Annotated in this window: 21 protein-coding genes and 1 riboswitch; of the genes, 1 reads left to right on the top strand and 20 read right to left on the bottom strand. The window is 68.1% G+C overall.

Annotated elements, in window-relative coordinates; all coding sequences use genetic code 11:
• Positions 1-485: 485 nt before the first annotated feature.
• A complete protein-coding gene (locus tag I7X18_RS13625; RefSeq protein WP_193048643.1) occupies positions 486-1,193 on the bottom strand; it encodes a thioesterase II family protein in 708 nt (235 codons plus the stop codon).
• Between the two features lie 209 nt (positions 1,194-1,402).
• Between I7X18_RS13625 and I7X18_RS13620 the strand changes: the two genes are divergently transcribed.
• Positions 1,403-1,738 (top strand): helix-turn-helix transcriptional regulator, encoded by a 336-nt coding sequence (locus I7X18_RS13620; RefSeq protein ID WP_226864507.1) that lies wholly within the window; start codon positions 1,403-1,405, stop codon positions 1,736-1,738.
• Positions 1,739-1,761: 23 nt separating this feature from the next.
• On the opposite strand, the gene gcvP is transcribed toward I7X18_RS13620, so the two are convergent.
• From gcvP to I7X18_RS13525, 19 genes are all read right to left on the bottom strand, one after another.
• Positions 1,762-4,608, bottom strand: coding sequence for an aminomethyl-transferring glycine dehydrogenase (gene gcvP / locus I7X18_RS13615; protein ID WP_193048601.1), 2,847 nt, complete (start codon positions 4,606-4,608; stop codon positions 1,762-1,764).
• Positions 4,609-4,773: 165 nt separating this feature from the next.
• A riboswitch (glycine riboswitch) is annotated at positions 4,774-4,872 on the bottom strand.
• 13 nt (positions 4,873-4,885) lie between these two features.
• On the bottom strand, positions 4,886-6,067 hold the full coding sequence (locus I7X18_RS13610) for a M20 family metallopeptidase (protein WP_193048644.1): 1,182 nt from the start codon (positions 6,065-6,067) through the stop codon (positions 4,886-4,888).
• A 25-nt stretch (positions 6,068-6,092) separates the two neighbouring features.
• Entirely contained in the window at positions 6,093-6,767 is a 675-nt protein-coding gene (locus I7X18_RS13605; RefSeq protein ID WP_193048602.1) for a DUF1028 domain-containing protein, read from the bottom strand.
• Positions 6,764-7,180, bottom strand: coding sequence for a RidA family protein (locus tag I7X18_RS13600; protein WP_193048603.1), 417 nt, complete (start codon positions 7,178-7,180; stop codon positions 6,764-6,766). Before I7X18_RS13600 ends, I7X18_RS13605 begins: the two co-directional genes overlap by 4 nt.
• Positions 7,177-8,637 (bottom strand): 4-hydroxyphenylacetate 3-hydroxylase family protein, encoded by a 1,461-nt coding sequence (locus I7X18_RS13595; RefSeq protein WP_193048604.1) that lies wholly within the window; start codon positions 8,635-8,637, stop codon positions 7,177-7,179. The genes I7X18_RS13600 and I7X18_RS13595 overlap by 4 nt, the downstream gene beginning before the upstream one ends.
• The gene (locus I7X18_RS13590; protein WP_193048605.1) at positions 8,634-9,161 is read right to left on the bottom strand and encodes a flavin reductase family protein; all 528 of its coding nucleotides are present in this window, start codon (positions 9,159-9,161) and stop codon (positions 8,634-8,636) included. Before I7X18_RS13590 ends, I7X18_RS13595 begins: the two co-directional genes overlap by 4 nt.
• Positions 9,162-9,228: 67 nt before the next feature.
• A complete protein-coding gene (locus I7X18_RS13585; RefSeq protein ID WP_193048606.1) occupies positions 9,229-10,212 on the bottom strand; it encodes a putative NAD(P)H-quinone oxidoreductase, PIG3 family in 984 nt (327 codons plus the stop codon).
• Entirely contained in the window at positions 10,209-11,006 is a 798-nt protein-coding gene (locus tag I7X18_RS13580) for an alpha/beta fold hydrolase (RefSeq protein ID WP_193048607.1), read from the bottom strand. Before I7X18_RS13580 ends, I7X18_RS13585 begins: the two co-directional genes overlap by 4 nt.
• 17 nt (positions 11,007-11,023) lie before the next feature.
• Complete coding sequence (locus tag I7X18_RS13575; protein ID WP_232375473.1) at positions 11,024-11,953, bottom strand: LysR family transcriptional regulator; 930 nt, start codon at positions 11,951-11,953, stop codon at positions 11,024-11,026.
• Positions 11,950-13,230 (bottom strand): TRAP transporter large permease, encoded by a 1,281-nt coding sequence (locus tag I7X18_RS13570; RefSeq protein WP_193048609.1) that lies wholly within the window; start codon positions 13,228-13,230, stop codon positions 11,950-11,952. The genes I7X18_RS13575 and I7X18_RS13570 overlap by 4 nt, the downstream gene beginning before the upstream one ends.
• Positions 13,227-13,805, bottom strand: a complete 579-nt coding sequence (locus I7X18_RS13565; RefSeq protein ID WP_193048610.1) for a TRAP transporter small permease — start codon at positions 13,803-13,805, stop codon at positions 13,227-13,229. The genes I7X18_RS13570 and I7X18_RS13565 overlap by 4 nt, the downstream gene beginning before the upstream one ends.
• Positions 13,802-14,599, bottom strand: coding sequence for a maleate cis-trans isomerase family protein (locus I7X18_RS13560; protein ID WP_193048611.1), 798 nt, complete (start codon positions 14,597-14,599; stop codon positions 13,802-13,804). Before I7X18_RS13560 ends, I7X18_RS13565 begins: the two co-directional genes overlap by 4 nt.
• Positions 14,596-15,597, bottom strand: coding sequence for a TRAP transporter substrate-binding protein (locus tag I7X18_RS13555; RefSeq protein ID WP_193048612.1), 1,002 nt, complete (start codon positions 15,595-15,597; stop codon positions 14,596-14,598). Before I7X18_RS13555 ends, I7X18_RS13560 begins: the two co-directional genes overlap by 4 nt.
• 491 nt (positions 15,598-16,088) lie before the next feature.
• Positions 16,089-16,712: a MerR family transcriptional regulator gene (locus I7X18_RS13550; protein ID WP_193048613.1), complete on the bottom strand. Its 624-nt coding sequence runs from the start codon at positions 16,710-16,712 to the stop codon at positions 16,089-16,091.
• Between the two features lie 215 nt (positions 16,713-16,927).
• Complete coding sequence (locus I7X18_RS13545; RefSeq protein ID WP_193048614.1) at positions 16,928-17,422, bottom strand: bifunctional nuclease family protein; 495 nt, start codon at positions 17,420-17,422, stop codon at positions 16,928-16,930.
• A gap of 102 nt (positions 17,423-17,524) precedes the next feature.
• Positions 17,525-18,259, bottom strand: coding sequence for a transcriptional regulator FtsR (gene ftsR / locus I7X18_RS13540; RefSeq protein WP_193048615.1), 735 nt, complete (start codon positions 18,257-18,259; stop codon positions 17,525-17,527).
• A gap of 30 nt (positions 18,260-18,289) precedes the next feature.
• Positions 18,290-18,769, bottom strand: a complete 480-nt coding sequence (garA, locus tag I7X18_RS13535; protein ID WP_193048616.1) for a glycogen accumulation regulator GarA — start codon at positions 18,767-18,769, stop codon at positions 18,290-18,292.
• Positions 18,770-18,940: 171 nt separating this feature from the next.
• Positions 18,941-19,336 (bottom strand): glycine cleavage system protein GcvH, encoded by a 396-nt coding sequence (gene gcvH, locus I7X18_RS13530; RefSeq protein ID WP_193048617.1) that lies wholly within the window; start codon positions 19,334-19,336, stop codon positions 18,941-18,943.
• Positions 19,337-19,381: 45 nt separating this feature from the next.
• On the bottom strand, positions 19,382-20,173 hold the full coding sequence (locus I7X18_RS13525; protein ID WP_193048618.1) for a DUF881 domain-containing protein: 792 nt from the start codon (positions 20,171-20,173) through the stop codon (positions 19,382-19,384).

The following is a 20,173-nucleotide window of genomic DNA, read 5'->3' as shown; positions in this document are numbered from 1 at the left end:
TCGGACGAATTCGTCATCCGAGTTGCCAAAATACGCGTGCGGCGATTCCCAGGACGTCGGTATATACGCGTAATTGTTTGACAAGCAGACTAATTCACGCTGTTGGTTGATTTCCAAGGCAAGTACATAGCCGTTCGCTAGAGTTGCGCGAGGCTATCGAATTTCACCTGGATGAAGTGGCGAAACGACACCTCTGGCAACCCACTTTGCGGGTAGCGTCCGGGCGGGCCAACCCCCGCAGCAGGCCGCCTAGACCTTGCGATTGACTTCGCCAGCATCGCCCGATACCGGACACCGCCGAAAGCGGGGCACGACAGGAGGATCGCCTCGGACAAATAGCCATGACCGCACCCCTGCGTGGGTTCGGTGTGGATTACCCGGGGCGCGCAAGTGGCCGGCCATGCCGTTCCGTCAGCTGTGAACTGGATCTGGTGCACTCGATCCGTCTGCGCCGGTGCGTATTCCAGCGCGGGGTTGAGAAACCGTCAGGCGCTGCAGGTCACCGCGATCTTCTGTTCGATGTCGCCGGCCAGTTCGGTCACATGATCCTCGACATAGAAGTGATGGCCGCGGAAAACGCGGGCGCTGAATTCGCCCGTCGTCCGCTGTGCCCACGATTGCACCTTCTCGTAGGTGGCGACATCGTCCTCGTCGCCGAGGTAGGCATGGATCGGACACGACACCGTTGCGTCAGCCGGGCAGTCGTAGTTCGCGATCGCACGCATCCCGCGCAGCGTGGGCAGGATCTTCGCGGCGAATTCCTCGTTGTCGAGGAACTCCCGGTTCGCACCTGTCAGCTCGCTGACGACGTCGAGCAACCCGCGATCGTGCTCCGGGACGTACTCGAATCCGGCCCTCCCGGGCGCCGCGCACGCCGAGACGAAAAGCGCAGCAACGGAATTGCCCTGGGCCTCGAAGCGCAAGGCGGCCTCGAACGCGACCAGGGCCCCCATACTGTGCCCGAAGAAAGCAACCGGGCCGCCGTCGCGAACGCCCGAATCCAGCATCGCGCACGCCTGATCCGCGAGATCTGGTATCGCACTGAATGATCCGACGTCATGTGTCCCCCGGCGCCCGGGGTACTGCACTGCGACGCGCTTCACCTTGCTCGAGAACGCGCGCGCAAACGGAATGTAGTACTCCGCGCTGCCGCCCGCGTGCGGAAAGATGAACAACGTCGGCTGCCCGGCCATCACGCGGTCACCGTAGCGCGGTCGCGCGGTCTCGGCCAGACCGATATTTGCGAAGGAGCGGACTTGCCTCCCGCCTGCCACCATCAGGTGAATCGATTCCACCGGGGCCGACACGCGTTGTGCCGACGAGTGTTTGCGGTCGGATGGACCTGCGATCGCAGTGGGCATGTAACGCTGATTTCGCGACTGCCCGAGCCTACGATTGCCGCATGCCCACGGCTAGCGAAGCGCGAAAGGACCTCGCGCTGGTCCTGTCGTACCTCACCGGCCGCAAACTCACCCTCGACGAAGTGCTCGCCGCCGTGGAGATGTCACGGTCGACGTTCTACTACCGCCAGTCGAAGGGCACGCTCACAAAGACCGACACCGTGCTCACCGCCGCACGCAATCTGGGACTCAACCCGGTGGGTGTCCTCGTGCGATTCGGCCATATCGCCGACAGCGAGGTGGCCGACTACATAGAAGACCGCGGTGCGGACACCGGGCCCACCGGGTCGGTGCGCGGCGCCGACCTCACGGCGCGCCCCGACGCGCCGCCCCTGTAGACCGTTGCGGCAGCCGCGTCCGTTCAGGCGAACGCCTCGACGGGCGGGCAGGAACACATCAGGTTGCGGTCGCCGTACGCCCCGTCGATCCGCCGAACCGGGGGCCACACCTTGGGCCGGAATCCCTTGCCCAGCGGGTAGGCCGCCTGCTCGCGGGTATAGGGGTGGTTCCACTCGGTCACCAGCAGGGACTCCGCGGTGTGCGGTGCACCGCGCAGCGGGTTGTCGTCCACCGGCCATGCGCCCGAACCGACCTGGTCGATCTCGGCGCGGATCGCGATCATCGCCTCGCAGAACGCGTCGACCTCGGCCAGCGATTCGCTCTCCGTCGGCTCCACCATCAACGTACCCGCCACCGGGAAGCTCATCGTGGGCGCGTGGAAACCGAAGTCCGCCAACCGCTTTGCGACGTCGTCGACAGTGACGCCGGTCTGCTTGGTAATGGTGCGCAGATCCAGGATGCACTCGTGGGCAACCATGCCGTTCTCCCCGGTGTAGAGCACCGGGTAGTACTCGTCGAGACGGCGGGCGATGTAGTTGGCCGACGCGATCGCGGTCAGCGACGCCGCGCGCAGGCCGGGCGCACCCATCATGCGGATGTACATCCAGGTGATCGGAAGGATCGACGCCGACCCGTACGGCGCGGCCGACACGGTGTAGTCGTCACCCAGTTCGCCGGCGAGCGGGTGACCCGGCAGGTACGGCGCCAGGTGCGCGCGCACCGCGACCGGCCCGACACCCGGGCCGCCGCCGCCGTGCGGGATGCAGAACGTCTTGTGCAGGTTGAGGTGGCTGACGTCACCGCCGAACCGGCCGGGCCGGGCGAGGCCCACCAGCGCGTTGAGGTTCGCGCCGTCGACGTACACCTGGCCACCCGCGTCGTGCACCGCCGCACAGATGTCCGCGACGTCGTGCTCGTACACCCCGTGGGTGGACGGGTAGGTGATCATCAGCGCGGCCAACCGGTCGGCGTTCTGGGTGACCTTGGCGCGCAGGTCGTCCAGGTCGACGTCGCCGTTGGGCCGGCAGCCCACCACGACCACCCGCATCCCCGCCAGCGCTGCCGATGCGGCGTTGGTGCCGTGCGCGCTCGAGGGAATCAGACACACATCCCGCTCGGGTGCGCCGTTGGCGTCGTGGAAAGCCTTGATCGCCAGCAGGCCGGCGTACTCACCCTGCGATCCGGCGTTGGGCTGCAACGAGATCTCGTCGTAGCCGGTGATGCCGGTGAGCCACGTCTGGAGATCGGCGATCAGCCGGCGCAGGCCCGGGGTGTCGCCCTCGGGGGCGAACGGATGCTGCCTGGCGAACTCCGGCCAGGTGATCGGCTCCATCTCCGCAGCGGCGTTGAGCTTCATCGTGCACGATCCGAGCGGGATCATGCTGCGGTCCAGCGCGATGTCCTTATCGGCCAGAGAACGCAGATAGCGCATCATCGCGGTTTCGGTGCGGTACCGGGTGAACGCCGGATGTGTCAGGAATGGCGAAGTGCGCGTCGCGATCTCGGGTCCGACGAACGGCTGGCCGCCACGCGTGGCACCGAACGCCGCCAGCACGGCAGCAACGTGGTCGGCGGTGGTCGCCTCGTCACACGCAACCGAGAGGTGATCGGAATCGACCTGCCAGAGGTTGATGCCGTGCGACTTCGCGGCGTCGCGGATCTCGGCGGCGCGGCCCGGCACGCGGGCCAGCACGGTGTCGAAGAACGCGTCATGCACCACCTCGACCCCGGCCTCCACGAGTCCGGTCGCGACCGCGCGGGCATGTCCGTGGACGCGGCGGGCGATCGAGGTGAGCCCCTCGGCGCCGTGGTAGCTGGCGTACATGGCCGCCATCACCGCCAGCAACACCTGCGCGGTGCAGATGTTGCTGGTGGCCTTGTCCCGGCGGATGTGCTGTTCGCGGGTCTGCAGCGCGAGACGGTAGGCCGGTGCGCCGTCGGCGTCGACCGACACCCCGACCAGGCGACCGGGCAGTTGCCGGGCATGCTTGGTGTGCACCGCGAGGTAGCCGGCGTGCGGGCCACCGAAGCCCATCGGCACCCCGAAGCGCTGCGTGCTGCCGAACGCGACATCGGCGTCGTACTCACCGGGCGGGGTCACCAGCGTCATCGCCAGCAGATCCGCGCCGACCGCGACCAGGGCGCCGCGCTCGTGCGCCTCCGCCACCAGCGGCGCCCAGTCGACGAGCACCCCACTGGCACCGGGTAACTGGACGATCACGCCGAAGAAGTCGCCTTCGGGCAGACCCTGGCGCAGATCGGCGGCGACGATCTCGATCCCCAGCGGCTGGGCTCGGGTGGCCAGGACGGCCGCGGTCTGGCGGTAGACGTCGGCGTCGACGGCCAGGCGGGTGGACTTGCTGCGGCCGGCGCGCTGCATCAGCGTCATGGCCTCGGCGGCGGCGGTGGCCTCGTCGAGCATCGACGCATTGGCCACCTCGAGTCCGGTCAGATCGCAGACCATGGTCTGGAAGTTCAGCAGCGCCTCCAGGCGGCCCTGGCTGATCTCCGGCTGATACGGGGTGTACGCGGTGTACCAGGCCGGGTTCTCCAGGATGTTGCGGCGCAACACCGGCGGCGTGAGGGTGTCGAAGTAGCCCTGGCCGATCATCGACACCGCAACGGTGTTCGACTCGGCCAACGCGCGCAGTTCGGCCAGCGCCTCGGCTTCCGAGGCGGGAGCGGGAAGGCACTCTAGGCCGGGCGCGACACCGTCGGCCGACAGCGCGTCGAGGATGTTCACGGGCAGCGCCTTGGCGGCGAGGTCGTCGAGCGCCGGTACACCGATGGTGTCGAGCATGACCGCGACGGCGTCGGAGTCGGGACCGATGTGCCGGTCGGCGAAACGGGGCTGATGAGCATCGAGCACGGGTGGGTCTCCTACCGGGCGCAGAACCGCTGGACGGTCCCTCTCCCTCTGTCGTCGACCCGCGCGGGGTGCCTGAGAGATTCGGCGGTGGTTCTCGGTCGTCGAGAACCACGCCTTTCCCCATGGGCGGGCGGACCACTGATCCACCGCTTTCCAGAGGCATCGAAACCGTGCGCGGTCCTGGGTGCCTGAGAGGTTGACGGAGAGGTGTTGCTCCTTCGGCGCCCGTGACTGGCAGTCACGGAGCTCTCCCGCACACGGGCGATGCGAAACCAGTTTAGCGGGCTGCGCCGGCGGGCGTGCATCGCGAGGTGGTGGCCGCGTCCGCGGCGAAGTCGATCGCCGTCCACGCCATCGCCGTCGCACCGTCGCGCAGCGCCTGCTCGGCGAGCGGTCCGACCGCGGCATCGGCGAATGCGCGCTGATGGTTCACGGCCGGCAACGAACCGATGCCGAGGTACGGGTGAATGGCCCGGACGTGCTGGGACACATTCCCCATGTCCGTCGAGGCCGTCTTCATCGCCGCCGCGCCGTCCGGCGGTGGGGACGTCATGTCGCGACCGAGGGCCGTGGCGTTGCCGACGAACCAGTCCAGAAGTTGCTCGTCGGTGCGGAACTCCGAATAGCGGGGCGATTCGTCACGGATCTGGAGTTCACATCCGGTCGCCGTGGCGCCCGCGGTGAAACACGCCCGTATCCGCCGCTCGACGTCATCGAGTTCGGCCAGGCTGCCCGCACGCACGTACCAGCGGCCCGTCGCGAGGTCGGGCACCGCGTTCGGTGCCGTGCCCGCCTCGGTGACCACGCCGTGCACCCGCACCGTCGGGGGCAGATGCTGGCGCAGCAGTCCGATCGCGACCTGTGCGACGGTGAACCCGTCGGCGGCGTTGACCCCGAGATGGGGATATGCCGCGGCGTGCGCGCCGACGCCCCGGTAGGTGACCTCCCAGTGCGCAACGGCGAACGGCTCCGCCCTCGGGGCGTCGGCCGGGCCGGGGTGCATCATCAGGGCGGCATCGATGCCGGCGAACTGTCCGGCCTCCAGCATGAGGATTTTGCCGCCGCCGCCTTCCTCGGCCGGTGTGCCGATGACGTGCACCGTGAGCCCCGTGCCGGGCACCTCGTCTTCGGCTGCGCACACCATCAGCGCCGCGCCGACCGAGGCCGCCGCGATCAGGTTGTGCCCGCAGGCATGGCCCAGCCCGGGCAGCGCGTCGTACTCCGCCACGAATGCCACGTGGACGGGGCCGATCCCCGCGGTGGCGTGGAAGGCGGTGTCGAGCCCTCCCGCTCGGCGGTCGACGGCGAATCCCTCCGATTCGAGCAGCGTGGTGAGCCGACGGTGGGCGCGCACCTCGTGCCACGCGGTCTCCGGGTCGGCGTGCAGATCGGTGCTGATCGTGCGCACCGTGTCCCAGCGCCGGTTCAAACACCCCTGCGCCGCCCGCTTCCGCCGCAGGGTCACATCGGGGTCGTCGGTGAACTCAGAGGTCACCGGGCGCCCCGAACGACGGTGCCGCCGCAGGGTCCAGCGCACGCCGGACGTAGTCGTCGCGCTGCGGCGCCCAGACGTCCCATAGCGCGCACAGCGATTCGTACGGGTCGTCCGCCCAGTCCACCCGCAGTGTGGTCTCCGGCCACTCCACCTCGCGGTAGACCAGCAGCCCAGCCGCGTGGACCGGGCCCTCCTCTCCACCGGCCGTCAGTGCGGCGGCCAGTCCGTCGAGCAGTCTGCGTTCGAATTCTGTTGCGGTGGAACGCTCATAGCCGCGCACCAGGCCGGTGATCGTCTGCCGTCCCGCGAGCATGTTGCCCGCGGCCACCACACCGTCGCCCTCGAGGTGGTAGTGCCTGCCCAGTGACCCGGCCCCGCTGAACGCCGCGCAGCGGCCGGTGCGGTCCAGCACGGTCAGCTGGCGGTAGTCCCGCATCTCGTGGCCGGCGACGACGGCGGACATGGCCTCCCGTGGACTGTCACCGGCCGCGAGCCGGTCGAGTAGCAGGCCGCCCAGGCGCGGATCGGTGACGTTCTGGCTGGCGGCCGCCCCCAGACCCGGCCGGATGTTCAGGCAGCGCGACGCCACCGCGGGTGAGGACGAGGAGATGACCATCCCCAGTGCGCCCGTGTCGCGGTCGACGGCGGCGAGCGAGAAGGTCATGACCCCGCCTGCCGCACCGCGACCGCGTCGATCTCGACCAGCCACTCCGGTCGGGCCAGCGCGCTGACCACCAGACCCGTGGACACCGGGTGAACACCGCGCAGCCAGCGGCCCATCACCCGGTAGACGCTCTCCCGGTACCGGGGGTCGACGAGGTAGACGGTCACCTTGACGATGTCGTTCAGCGATGCGCCGGCTTCGCCGAGCAGGGTGGCGATATTGGCCATCGCCTGTTCTGCCTGTGCGGTGACATCGCCGACGCCGACGTTGGCCGCGGTGTCGAGATCCTGACCGATCTGGCCGCGCAGATAGATGGTGTCGCCGGCGACAACGGCTTGACACAGGTCGTTGTCCAGGTTCTGCTCCGGGTAGGTGTCGCGGGTGTTGAAGGGACGGATCCGCTGGTGTGTCACGCGGGCGCGCCTCCGTCCACCCGGTCGGACAGCTCCGCGGCGGACCGCACCATCGCCAACGGTCCGTCGAAGTCGAAGTTGCGGTACACGGCCTGGTAGTGCGCGAAAGGCGGTGCCTGCGCGAACAACTGGAACGTCAGCCGGTGCCCGGCGTAGTCACTGTTGAGCAGGTCACGGGCGAAGGCCAGCAGTTTGCGACGGTCGTCGGCCTGCCACTCGTCGGTGATCGAGTAGTACTTCTCCAGCCACGGCGCCGCACCGGGGATACCGAAGGTGGCCGAGTCGGGGGTGATGCAGATCTGCCCGCCGCACAGCTCGCGCGCGTAGTGCATCATCTGCGGCAGTTGGGTCTGCGCCCACACCCGTCCGGCGTAGAGCAGCGACTGGTTCGGCATCAGCAGTCCGCCGGGGCTCGTCTCGGCCGTCGCGATCGAGGCCGTCAGATGCGCGTCGATGCCCTCCCGGTAGCAGGCCAACATCGCCAGCTTCTCCTGCACGGCAGGGTTCTTGTCGAGACCGGTCTGGCGGACGTTGTACAGCGCTGCGCCGATCATCAGATCGGCGAACCGGATCGAGCGGTGCACGTAGGGCAGCGCGCTGTAGCGGTGCAGACAGCTGCGGACGAACGTGGCGGCCCTCGTGTGCCGGTAGAACAGGATGTCGTCCCACGGGATGAGGACGTTGTCGAAGATCACCAGCGACTCCACCTCGTCCACCCGATTCGACAACGGGTAGTCCGCGGCGTCGCGGCGCCCGGCGAAACCGGTGCGGCAGATAAATTTCAGGTTCGGTGCGTTGAGATCCGCGATGAAACCCACGGCGTAGTCGGAGAGCTCGGCGTCGCCCCAGTTGGCGATGGTCGGTTTGGTGTACGCCTGGGTGGCATACGGTGCGGCGGTCTCGTACTTGGCACCCCGCACGATGATGCCGTCATCGGTTTCCCTGACCACGTGCAGCAGCATGTCGGGGTCCTGATCCTGAGGCCGCTTCGACCTGTCGCCCTTCGGATCGGTGTTGGCCGAGATGTGGAACGGATCCCCGGTCGCGGCCTTGTGGACATGGCGCCGGATGTTCTCGGCGAACCGGGGATCGACCTCGTTGAGCACGTCCTGACCGTCGTAGAGTGCCCACATCTCGCCGACGGTCTCGTCGCCCACCCGAGTCACCACGCCACGCGCCTCGTCGAGGACCAGATCGATGGCGGTGCGCTTGTCGTGCCAATCTTGTTGTGTGAGCGGCAACTTGTTCGCGATGGCGTTCCGCTCGCCGGTCTCGTCGACGTAGGTCATCACGTCCTGGGTCTGCGCCTCGTGAGCCAAGTCGTAGATGCGCGCCCGGATGTCGACGATCGGTGCGAACATCGGGTGCTTGGTGAGGTCGTCGACCCGTTCGCCGTCGATGTAGATTTCGCGCCCGCTGCGGATTTCGTCGCGGTACTGCTCGCCGGTCTTGATCATGCGTGGTGTCCTTCCGTGTCCTGCTCGGCCAAGGTTCGGTAGCTGCCGCGTTGGTGAAGCAGGGGTTCGGCATCGCGGTGCACCACCCTGCCGACCTCGCCGAGATACAGCAGGTGCGATCCGATCTCAGTGATGCTGTGCACGGTGCACTCGAAGGCGGCGAGGCCGTCGGCGAAGACCGGCAACCCGTTGACGCCGGTCTGCCACTCCCGGTCCCGGAAGGTGAACGGTGGCCGATCCGGACCGCCCCTTCCGGCGAAACTGTCGGCCACACCGCTGTGCTCGCGGGCCAGCACCGAGACGTTGAAGGCGCCGCAGGAGCTGATGACATGGTGGATCGGGCTGCGCCGGTTGATGCAGACACCGAGAATCGCCGGTTCGTCGGACACGCGGTTGAACGCCGACACCGTCTGACCCAGTGGCACACCGTCGACCTGCGCGGTGACGATGGACACCGGGGTCGCCGTACGGGTGATCGCGCGGATGAAGTCGTGCGGAGCGACGAGCGGAATTGTCGTGTTCACGTCATCGATCCTCCTGGCACCGGCAGCATCGCGCAAACAGTTGATTGCGTTGCGTTGCATCGGATTATCAGATGTCATCGGTCACCGTCACGAGCACCTTGCCCACGCGGTCCGGCGCGCTGAACCTCTCATGTGCGCCCACGATGTCCTCGAAGGCGAACCGGCGGTCGACCACCACGCGGATTGCGCCGTCCGCCAGTCGCGGGAGCACCTGCTGTTCGACCTCACGGCAGATCTGTTCGCGGACAACGTCATCCAGCCGTCCGAGGCTCGACGACGAGACCTCGGCCGCGCGGGCCATCAGCACGGCCGCGTCGAGGCGACCCGGGCCACCAGCCTGCACGCCGACGATGATGAGGCGGCCGAACGGTGCCAGCACCGACACGTTGGCCGCAATCGCGGGCCCGCCCTGGTTGTCCAGAATCACGTCGAAGTTCTCACTCACCGTGTCGAATACGTCGACGCTGCCGTAGTCGATCACTTCGTGGCAGCCCAAGCCTGCGCACAGGGCGGTCTTCTGGTCGCCGCGGGCGGTACCGACCACGTAGGCGCCGAGCCGCCGCGCCAGCTGCACGGCGAGGGAGCCGACCCCTCCCGCCGCACCGTGGATGAGTACCCGCTCCCCCGCCCGAATCCGTCCACGGCACACCAGGTTCCACCATGCGGTCGCAGCGGCTTCCGGAGCGGCGGCCGCCACAGCGAGGTCGAGGCCGTCGGGGACGCGCATACATGCCCCTCCCGGAACGGCCACGTACTCGGCGTAGGTTCCGCAGCGCGCCAGTGCAGCCACCCGGTCCCCCGGCTTCCACCCGGTGACCCCCGGACCGGTGGCGGCGACGACGCCCGAACACTCCAGTCCGGGAATCCCGCTGTCCGGTGGCGGCATCGCACCACGGCGTTGCAGCACCTCGGCGTTGTTCAGCCCGAACGCGCACACCCGCACCAGCACCTCACCGGCCGCTGGGATCGGCGTGAGCACCCGGTCGAGCGTCAGAACATCGGGTCCACCGGCCCGGGTGAGCACCGCGGCACGCATCGTCCCCGTGCTCATCGGCCGGCCAGCTGTCGGTGGAATCCGGTGACGGCGGCGGCGAACTCCGCCGGACAGGTCTCCGGACTGGAGATGTCGCCTTGGGTGAGAATATGTTCCGTTGCCTGGGGGAAGGCCGCGAGGATCCTGCGACGGTGCGGGAAAGCCCGGGGATCGCAGGCGGACGCGATACACAGCACCGGGCCGTCGTACCGGCCGGCGGCATCCTCCGAACGGTAGGCGGCCACAGCCGCGTGACCGCGGTCGGGGTCGGGGTGGGCCAGCACGTCACGTACATAGCGGCTCAGCACGTGCGGGTCGGGCGCCGCGAGGTAGCTCGCCCGGCGTTCCCACAGTCGGTGCAGGTGTCCGCCGTCCTCGGCGCCTCCGACGCTGTTGAAGGGCGGCGCGTCCCGCCGGCGTGCACGCTCGGCCGCATCGATGTAGGGCGTCGAGGACAGCACCAGCGACTCCACCCGGTCCGGGACGCATGCGGCGAGGTGATACGCCACCAGTCCGCCGAAGTGATGGCCCACCAGGTGGGCGCGCGTCACGCCGAGCGCGTCGAGCATCCCCAGCACGGCGCGCGCCGCGGCGTCGATGGTGTTCTCCGGCAGGGTTGTTGAGGCGCCGTGGCCGGGCAGATCCGGCAGGACGACACGGTATCCGTCGAGATGGCCGATGACGGTTCGGTACTCGTCCCAGCATCGTGGCGTCTGGTGCAGCAGCACCAGTGCTGGACCGGTCCCGCACGTGACGACGTGCATTCGACCGTCCGGTGTCTCCACGTATGCGGGGACAGGTTCGGTGGGCAACTCGGGTCCTCTCCGATTCAGCCGGGGTTGACGTCGGTGACCACCACGCGGCACCGATCTGTGAAGGCGCGGGCGCGCCTGCTCAGCCGCAGCGAGGCCAGGTGGGCGACCACCACGCGCAGCGGTTCGACCTCGTCAGCCAGGGGCACCGCGACGACGCGGCCACCGCCGTAGGTGGTGTCGGTCGCCGGCCGCTGGTGCAGCAGGCTGTATCCGTGGTGCTGCGCGACCATCGCGCGGACCGTCTCGTAGCTGCCGGACCGGTACTGGATCTTGGGCTCCAGACCACGGGCGGTGAAGACGCCGATGAAGTAATCGCGACTGTAGGGCAGATCGACGAGGATCATGTCCTCGTCGACGAGCTCCTGCAGGTGCACGCTCGGCGCCTCGGCGAGCCGGTGTCCGGCGGGAAGGGCCACGTAGGGCCGGATTTCGGCCAGCACCTCGCGCTCGATACCGTCGCCGAGGGCGAGGTCGTAGGTCAGCGCCACCTCGGCACGCCCCGACTCCAGGAACTCGCCCACTTCTCCTGCCACCGCCTCACTGACCAGCAGTTCCAGGCCCGGGTGCTCGAGTTTGAGCCCGGTGAGGATCGACGGAAGGTAGAACGGCGCCAGCGGGCTGAAACAGACCACGTGCAACGCGCCCCACAGCGCCCTCGCATCACCGGCGATCGACTCGAGGGACTCGGCGAGCGCAGTCAGGATCTGCCGGGCGCGCAGCAGCAGTTCCCGCCCGGCGGGGGTGAGGATCAAACCTCTGGCGTGCCGGCGGATGAACAACTGGACGCCGAGTTCCTTCTCCAGGTGCGCCACCGCCGAGGACACCGCGGACTGCGCGACGAACAGGTCCTCGGCCGCCCGGGTCATGCTCTCCCGCTCGGCCACCCGGATGAAGTACCGCAGCTGCGTCAAAGAGATGCCCCGCAGCTGATCGACACTCGTCACGGCTGCCCCAGCACGGACGGCAGCCAGGTGGCCAACGCCGGGAAGACGATGACGAGCGCCAGTACGACCAGGGTCGCGACGAGGAAAGGCGTGTTGGCCCGCAGCACGGACCATGCGTCGACCTTGGCGATCTTCGCGGCGACGACGAGCGACATCGCCACCGGTGGAGTGACCTGGCCGACGATGACCGTCAGCACGATGATCACGCCGAAGTAGACCGGGTCGATGCCCACCTGCAGGATCGTCGGCAGTAGCACCGGCATGATCACCGGGATGAGCGGGTCGAACAACATCCCGGCCAGGATGGCGACCACGGTGAGCACGACGACGTACCCCATTTGTGAGTCACCGGGCACCACGGAGGTGGCGAATTCGGCCAGCACCTGAGGCAGTCCCGCCATGGCCAGCACGGCACCCAATGCCACCGAGACACCGACGATCAGCATCACCTCGCCGGTCAGCACCGCGGCCTCGACGAGGCAGCGGTACAGCCTGCGAAGTCCGAGTGACCGGTAGGCGACAGCCGAGATCAGGATGGCGTACACCACCGCGAACGCACCAGACTCGGTCGGGGTGAAGACGCCGAGCGTGAGCCCCAGCAGGATGAGCGCGGGCACACCGAACGCCAGCGCCGAGGCACGCAGCGTGCGCAGCACCTCGCGCCCATCGAACGCGATCTTCTCGCCCCAACCGTTGCGCTTGGCCTGCACACCCACGGTCACCATGAGGGCGACGGTGAGAATCAGACCCGGTACCACGCCGGCGAAGAACAGCGTGCCCAGCGACGTGCCGGTCGCCGCAGCGTAGAGGATCATCGGCGACGACGGCGGGATCAGGGGTCCGATGCCCGACGACGACGCCGTGACCGCCGCGGCGTACGGCGCGGGGTACCCGTGGCGCTTCATCTGTGGGATGAGTGTCGAGCCGGTGCCGGCCAGGTCGGCCACCGACGTGCCGACCATGCCGCCGAAGAACAGGCTGGTGGTGACGTCGACCTGCGCCAGACCACCCGGGAGTGGCCCGAAAAGTGAACGCGCGAAGGCGAATACCCGGTCGGCGATGCCGCCGGCGTTCATCACCACCCCCGCCAGGATGAACAGCGGCATCGCGAGCAGAACGAAGCTGCCCATACCGTCGGTGACCTGCTGCGGGTACTGCATCATCCAGCCGCCCTCGAGCATCGTGTACAGCGCGACGCCGGCAGCCATGGACACGATGAGCGGGGTGCCGAGCACCAGCAGCCCGATGATCACGGCGAGGGTCACGGTGATCGTCACGACTCGTACTCCTCGCGTTGGCGCAGGACCGCCGCACGCACATTCGGCAGTTGGAGGACGACGATCACCGCGGCGGCGAAGGCGCCGACGGGCAGCGCGGCGGTGAAGAACGCGCGCGGCAACCGCAGGTACGGGGTCAGATCGCCCCCGAACTCGACGACGTACTGATAGGCGAACCACGCGAGGTGCAGCAAGATCAGGGCCATGAGCAGATCGGTGGCCAACTTGAGCCACACCGCGATGCGGACCGGAAGCCGATCGACGAACGCGCGCACCTCGATCGACTCGCGGCGGCGCACGCCGATCGCGAAGCCCAGCATGGTCAGCCAAAGCATCAGCCCGGTGACGAGTTCTTCTGTTCCGCCCCATGGTGAGTCGAACAGGAACCGCATCCCAGCGTTGGCGAACAACACCAGCGTGATGGTTGCCAGCAGCAGCGCCGCAACGGCTTCCAGGACGCGGTCGATGACGGTGGTGGCATGCGTGTCGGGTTCCACGCCGAACGTGGAGTCGAGGCGTTCGCCGACGTCGGCCGAGCCCGAGAGCGTGTGCGGCTCAGGCGGATCGGGCGTCACGATCGTGTCGCGGACGTAGCGACGGGCGCCCGTACCCCGAACAGTTGGCCGAATCCGGGTCTGGCAGCCGCCGTACCGGTGAGCTCGAGCGCGTACCAGAAGGACGCCTGCACCGCACTGATCACCGGCTTGCCCAGCGCCTCCTCCAGTGCGGCGATCGCGCCGACGGTGGCGAAGTTGGTGCAGCTGATGAACACGGCGTCAGCGGCCGCGACGTCGGTGGACAGCGCCAGATCGTAGACGTCGTCGAGAGGAACGCGCGCGAGCTCCCGGTCGTCGGTGATGCCGAGTCCGACGCTGGCGACCACCGGATGTCCGTTGTCGGTGAAGAAGCGCTCGGCGCGGTCGATCACCTCCTGGCGGTACGGCGTGACCAGGGCGATGGCGCCTGCGCCGACCGCGTCGAGCGCCGCGACGCTGGCCGTCGAGGTCGTGGTGCAGCGGCCGGTCAATCCGCTCCATTGCTCGAGGTGCCCGACGAGCATCCGGTCCCAGGCGGTGCCGTGCAGGAAGGACGCGCTGGTGCCGCCGAAAAGCAGCAGGTCCAGCGGAGCCTGCGCGACGAGTTCGACGGCGGTCCGCAGTTCCGGCGAGCGCATCATGGCATCGATGCCGTCGACCGTGACCGAGGGAAGCGTCACCCGGCTGGTGTGCACGGTGGCCGCCGGCGTGGCCATGGCGTACATCTCCGCTTCCATCAGCGTGCTGGAGGCCATGTACACCAGGCCGATCCGGGTGGCGGTGTTGAGCTCGGCGAGTGGCAGAGCCGGCCGCGGGCGGCTGTCGGTGCTCATTGGTTGTACTCGGCGAGCACCCGCTGGGCGAAATCCCCGGGGATCTCGCCGGCGATCTCCTCGCGGACCGCGACCACCGTCTCGCTGAGTTGGGTGACGTCGGCCTCGTTCACCTGGACGCCGGCCTGCTCGAACTTCGCCACCAGCACCTCGTCAGCCTCCGCGCCCGATTTGCGGCTCGTCTCGGCCGCCGCCGCGGCAGCGGTTTGCAGACCCTGCTGTACGTCGGGTGTCAATCCCTGCCAGGTCTTCTCGTTGACCGCCAGGTACACCGGACTGTAGATGTGCGAGGTGAGCGTCAGGTAGCGCTGCTTCTCGTAGAACGAGAACGCGTCGATGACCTTCAGCGGGTTCTCCTGGCCGTCGAGCACCCCCTGGTCCAGCGCGAGGTACGCCTCGCCGATGTCGATCTGGGTGGGCGTGGCCCCGAGCGCCTCGAACATCATGACGCGGGCCGGGTTACCGGGCACCCGGATCTTGAGCCCCTGCAGGTCAGCGGACGTGTTGATCGGACGGACGTTGTTCGTGATGTGGCGGAAGCCGTTCTCCCCGAAGCCGAGAACCCGAGCGCCCGTGGTGTTGACGAGAGATTCGCTCAGCTCGTCGCCGAAGTCGCCGTCGAGGAACTCCGCGGCGGTCTGCCGGTCGGTGAACAGGAACGGCATCTCCATGACGTTGAACATCGGATCGAGGTTGGCCACCGAGCCGCTGACCGCGGCGACGTCGACGGCGCCCGCTCGCAGGCCCTGCAGGACCGCTTCCTCGTCACCGATGGCACCGCCGGTCTGCACGTTGAGTTCGACGGAGTCACCGAGTTCGCTCTGGACCTCCTCGGCGAACGCCAACAGCATGTCGGCCAGCGGGTCGCCCTGGCTGGTTTCTACCGCAAGCGTGAGTTGCGTTGTGCCTTGGTCGGATTCGTTTGCGGAGGAACACGCGGTGAGTGTCAGAAGTGCGGTGAACCCGCACGCGACAACCGCTTTGATGTTTGGCCTCATGGGTAATTCCTCTCGCGAACCGTCGACGCGGCGTGGTCTGGTCGGACTGAAACGAATGGGGCTCAGCCGCTGGTGTTTTCAAGAGTCCGAGAACTGAGGCCGCGCGTCAAACAGTCAAAAGCGACCGGTTGCATCTGTCAAACAGATGGTCCGTAACGAGGAATTAACTAGAGCAGATTCAACGTCGGCGTGACACGCAGTTAACACACCCGGGTTTCACTGAGTGGTTTCGATGCCGCGACGGCGAGACATCAGGGCCGGTCGCGCCCACCCATATCCCCGTGAACTTGTCCGCGAGCGGCTTCCCACCGCGGCCGACCTCGCCGGAGTGAGGAACGTCATGGCGACAGCGGCACCGCACGAGGAGTACGGGAGTTCTGCCGATCCGATACAGTCCGCGCTGAAGTGTCGCCGAATCAGATGCTCCGGCGCGCAAACGCTGACGACGACCACCGCGCCGGTGGTCGTCGTCAGGGGTTGGGCGAGGGCGCTCAGCCGGTCTTGCGGTCGCGATGCTTGCGTCGGGACGCCAGTTCGTCCTCGGGGGCGGCGATGGACTCGCCACCGTCGGCCCGCTCGCCGGGGAAGTCGGCGATGGCGCCGGTCAGCTCGCGCATGGCACCGGAGACCGCTATGCCGAATACGCCCTGTCCGCCCTGGAGCAGGTCGACGACCTCCTCGGCGGAGGTGCACTCGTAGACCGTGGTGCCGTCGGAGAACAGCGTGATGTTGGCCAAGTCGCTCACGCCGCGCTGCCGCAGGTGGTCCACCGCGACACGGATGTTGTGCAGCGAGATCCCGGTGTCGAGCAACCGCTTGACGATCTTGAGAACCAGGATGTCCTTGAACGAGTAGAGCCGCTGGCTGCCGGAACCGGCCGCGCCGCGGATCGAGGGCACCACGAGTGAGGTTCGGGCCCAGTAGTCCAGCTGCCGGTAGGTGATACCGGCGATCTGGCAGGCGCTCGGCCCCCGGTAGCCCACGAGCTCGTCGGGGAGGGAGTCATCGGGGAACAGGCCACCCTGCACGGGTTCGCTCGCCGCCCGGCTGACCGGCTCCGCGGGGGTCTTGTCGGTCGACAGGTCAAGTTCTCCCTGACGTGGCGTGTCGCCCACTATCGAATCCTCTCGCCGATCGAACTCGCCCGCTTGGCACCCTGCGCGACGTGCAGTTCCGTGTCGTCGTCCGCCAGCTCGATTGTGTCCGAGCATACGCGTTCACTCGAGCCCTGACTGCTCGTCGCCCCCAAAGTATGGCCGCATGATCTGCCGTTGGCAGAAGGTCACACCGCGTGTCGGCACCGTGAGACGCATCCGTGACAAAGCGCGTCTCAGGTCGCTTTGAAGTCGTCCGGGGAGACGCTGTCGAGGAATTCCTTGAACTTCTCGACCTCGTCCTCGCGGACCGCGCCCGACGCCTCTTCGTCGTTCTCGTCGGGGATCAGCAGCCCGGCCTCGGCCAGCACCGCTTCCTCGACGTAGATGGGCACTCCGACGCGCAGCGCGATCGCCACCGAATCCGACGGCCGGGCGGATACCTTGATGTCCCGGTCGAAGATGAGGTCGGCGTAGAAGGTGCCCTCCTGGAGGTCGACGATCCGCACCTCTTTGAGCGAATGCCCGAGTGCGGCGATGACGTCGCGGAACAGGTCGTGGGTCAGCGGCCGGGCCGGTTCCACACCCTGCTGTTCGAGGGCGATCGCGGCGGCCTCCGACTGACCTATCCAGATCGGCAGATAACGGTCCCCGTTGGACTCGCGCAGCAGCAGCACCGGCTGGTTCTGGGGCTGCTCCACGCGAATGCCGACCACACGAACCTCAGCCATCTGTGTCTGCCCTTTCGCACCAGTGTGCTTGTCGTTCTTCGGTGCTGCTGTCAGATGCGGCGACCTGACGTGACGAACGATCCGTCGTTGCGAGTCTAATCCTCAGCGATCCAGAACGTCGCGTACGGCCGATTTGATCAACGACGTGTGCAGGGTGATGGCCAGTGCGGCGACTTCCCGGGCGAGGTCGTCGGCCCGGTCACGGGCACCGGTGGTGCCGGCCTTGCCCACCGGGCCGGCGATCTGGGCGATCAGATCCGACTGCCGGTCCGCCGCGGAGCGGAACGCGCGCAGGTGCCGCGGTTCGACGCCGTAGTCGGCCAGCGCGCGGGCACACTGCGCGATCACCACCGAGTGCTCGTCGAAGAAGATGCCGCCGCCGGCCTTGGAAGAGGGAGTGATCACTCCGGCCTTGATCAGTGCGGCGAGCAGGTCCTCGCCGACACCGGACCGCTCGAGCAGGTCTTCGCGGCTGAGCCGGACCCGGGTCGGCGCCACGCTTGCCACCGCGGCGGCATCCTCGCCTCCCGCGCCGACCGGGACCAGCCGGGGAACCGGGTAGGGCAGCGCACCGTCGGGTTGGGCGTCGAGCTGGGCCTTGATCACTTTCAGCGGCAGGTACTGATCGCGCTGGGCGGTCAGGATGAACCGCAGGCGCGCACAGTCGTAGGCGGTGAACCGCCGGTACCCCGAGGCGGTGCGCTCCGGCGTGACCAGACCTTCGGCCTCCAGGAACCGGATCTTGGAGATCGTCACGTCCGGGAAGTCCGGTCGCAGCAGATCCAGGACCGCTCCGATCGACATCCCGGTGAGTGCGGGGCTGTCGGGTTGGCTCATTTACTCGTCGCGCGGGCGCTCATCGGCCACCTAGCTGCTCGGGCCGTTCTCGTCGGTGCTGGGCCCGGTCAGGAACACCAGGCGGAACTTGCCGATCTGCACCTCGTCGCCGTTGGCCAGCACCGCGGAATCCACCGGCTCGCGATTGACGTAGGTGCCGTTGAGGCTGCCGACGTCGACCACCTGGAACTCACCGCTCTCGAGCCGGAACTCGGCATGCCGACGGCTGACGGTGACGTCATCCAGGAAGATGTCGCTGTCGGGGTGGCGGCCGGCCGAGGTGGTCGGCTGGTCCAGCAGGAACCGCGAACCGGCGTTCGGACCGCGTTTGACGACCAGCAGCGCCGAACCGACCGGCAGGCCCTCGACACCGGAGACCGAGCTCTCGGACCCCGCCGCGGGCGGCGCGTCGAGTTCGTTGAGGAAGTCGGCGCGGAAGACCGAGGTGGTCTCGACGGTGACTTCTTCAGACGTCTGGTCGCCCCCAGAGTTGATGTCCTTCTCCGTCACCCGCTGCTCCTCACTGGCTGCTGTGGCGATATCCGGCCGGTGTCCAGCCGTCGTGTCACGTCGACCGTACCGCGCAGTGGACGTCGCTGTGTCCACCACCGCCGGATCCGCCCCTCGTTGATTTCACTCGTCCGAAGATGGTCGAACCGTCTGCAGCACCCTAACAACACATCACTCGGTCACCACGCCACGGTAGCCGTCCGCGTCGAGGAGACCGCCGAGCGCCGCCTCCATGTCGTCGGCGTCGAGCTGCAGGTCGACCAGCCAGCCCTCGCCGTAGGGATCGGAGTTCACCAGATCGGGGCTGCTCTCCAGATTCGCGTTGACGGCAAGCACTTTCGCGCTGACCGGTGCGTAGAGGTCCGATACGGACTTGGTGGACTCCACCTCGCCGAACGGATCCCCGGGGGCGAATTCGGCGCCCACGTCGGGCAGCTGCACGAACACGACGTCGCCGAGCGCCGCCTGCGCGTAGTCGGTGATGCCGACGCGGACGGTGTCGTCACCCGTGCGGAGCACCCACTCGTGTTCGTCGGTGTAGTACAGCTCGGCTGGGATGTCGGTCACGGGTCTCCTCTGCGTACGAGCGTCGCCGGCCAGGCGGCCGGCACGCTATTTCACTGGCTGAGCGTATTGGCGGTCTTTCGGTTGCCGCAAGGCGGTCACGTCCACCCGGTCCGCCTGTTGGATCACCATGGTCCCGCCCACCCGTTCGATGCTGTCCGTCGCACCGCCCGGAATGTTCATGGCGGCCGCCAGCGTCGGCGGATCACCAATTGCGGCAACGGCATACGGCGGGTTCAGCATGGCGCCGTCGACGGAGAGTGCCCCGGGCTGGCCGAGCACCCAGGTGTCCACCCCGACCCGTACGGCGACCCGCCGTCCGTCGGCGGTGCCGCCGATCTCGATCGCCTCCGCCCCGGCGGCACGCAGTTCGTTGACCACATCGAGCATCGTCTCCGGCGGCACCCCGGGTGTGGTGTCGGAGATGGTGAGGATCACGCCGGGACCGGTCGCACCCACCGCGCCGATGAGGATGGACAGCGCCGCCAGCCGCGCCTGGGCATTCTCGATGGCCGCCTGGTCGTCGCTGCCGGAGGCCGCCAACTGCTCGAGCGTGCGGCGCAGGTCGGCCACCTCGGTGTTGAGGGCGGCTTCGCGCTGTTGCAGCGAATCCAGGAGCACCAGCAGGTCGGCGGGCCGGGCCGTCTCCAGGGAGTCGCCGGACTCGTTCTGCCGGACCTGGGTGACGATCGCCACGCCGAGCAGCACGCACAGCAGCACCCCCAGCGCGCCGAAGAGCAACTGGGAGCGGCCGACCTGTGGCCGCCGCGGGTGCGTGGGTAACTCGTGGCGACCGTGATGGTCGGCGGGGTCCTCGTGCTTACCGGGTGGCGCCGTCAT

It is taken from the genome of Mycolicibacterium baixiangningiae, from assembly GCF_016313185.1.
Lineage (GTDB): Bacteria > Actinomycetota > Actinomycetes > Mycobacteriales > Mycobacteriaceae > Mycobacterium > Mycobacterium baixiangningiae.
This window is presented reverse-complemented; position numbering and strand designations above follow the sequence as displayed.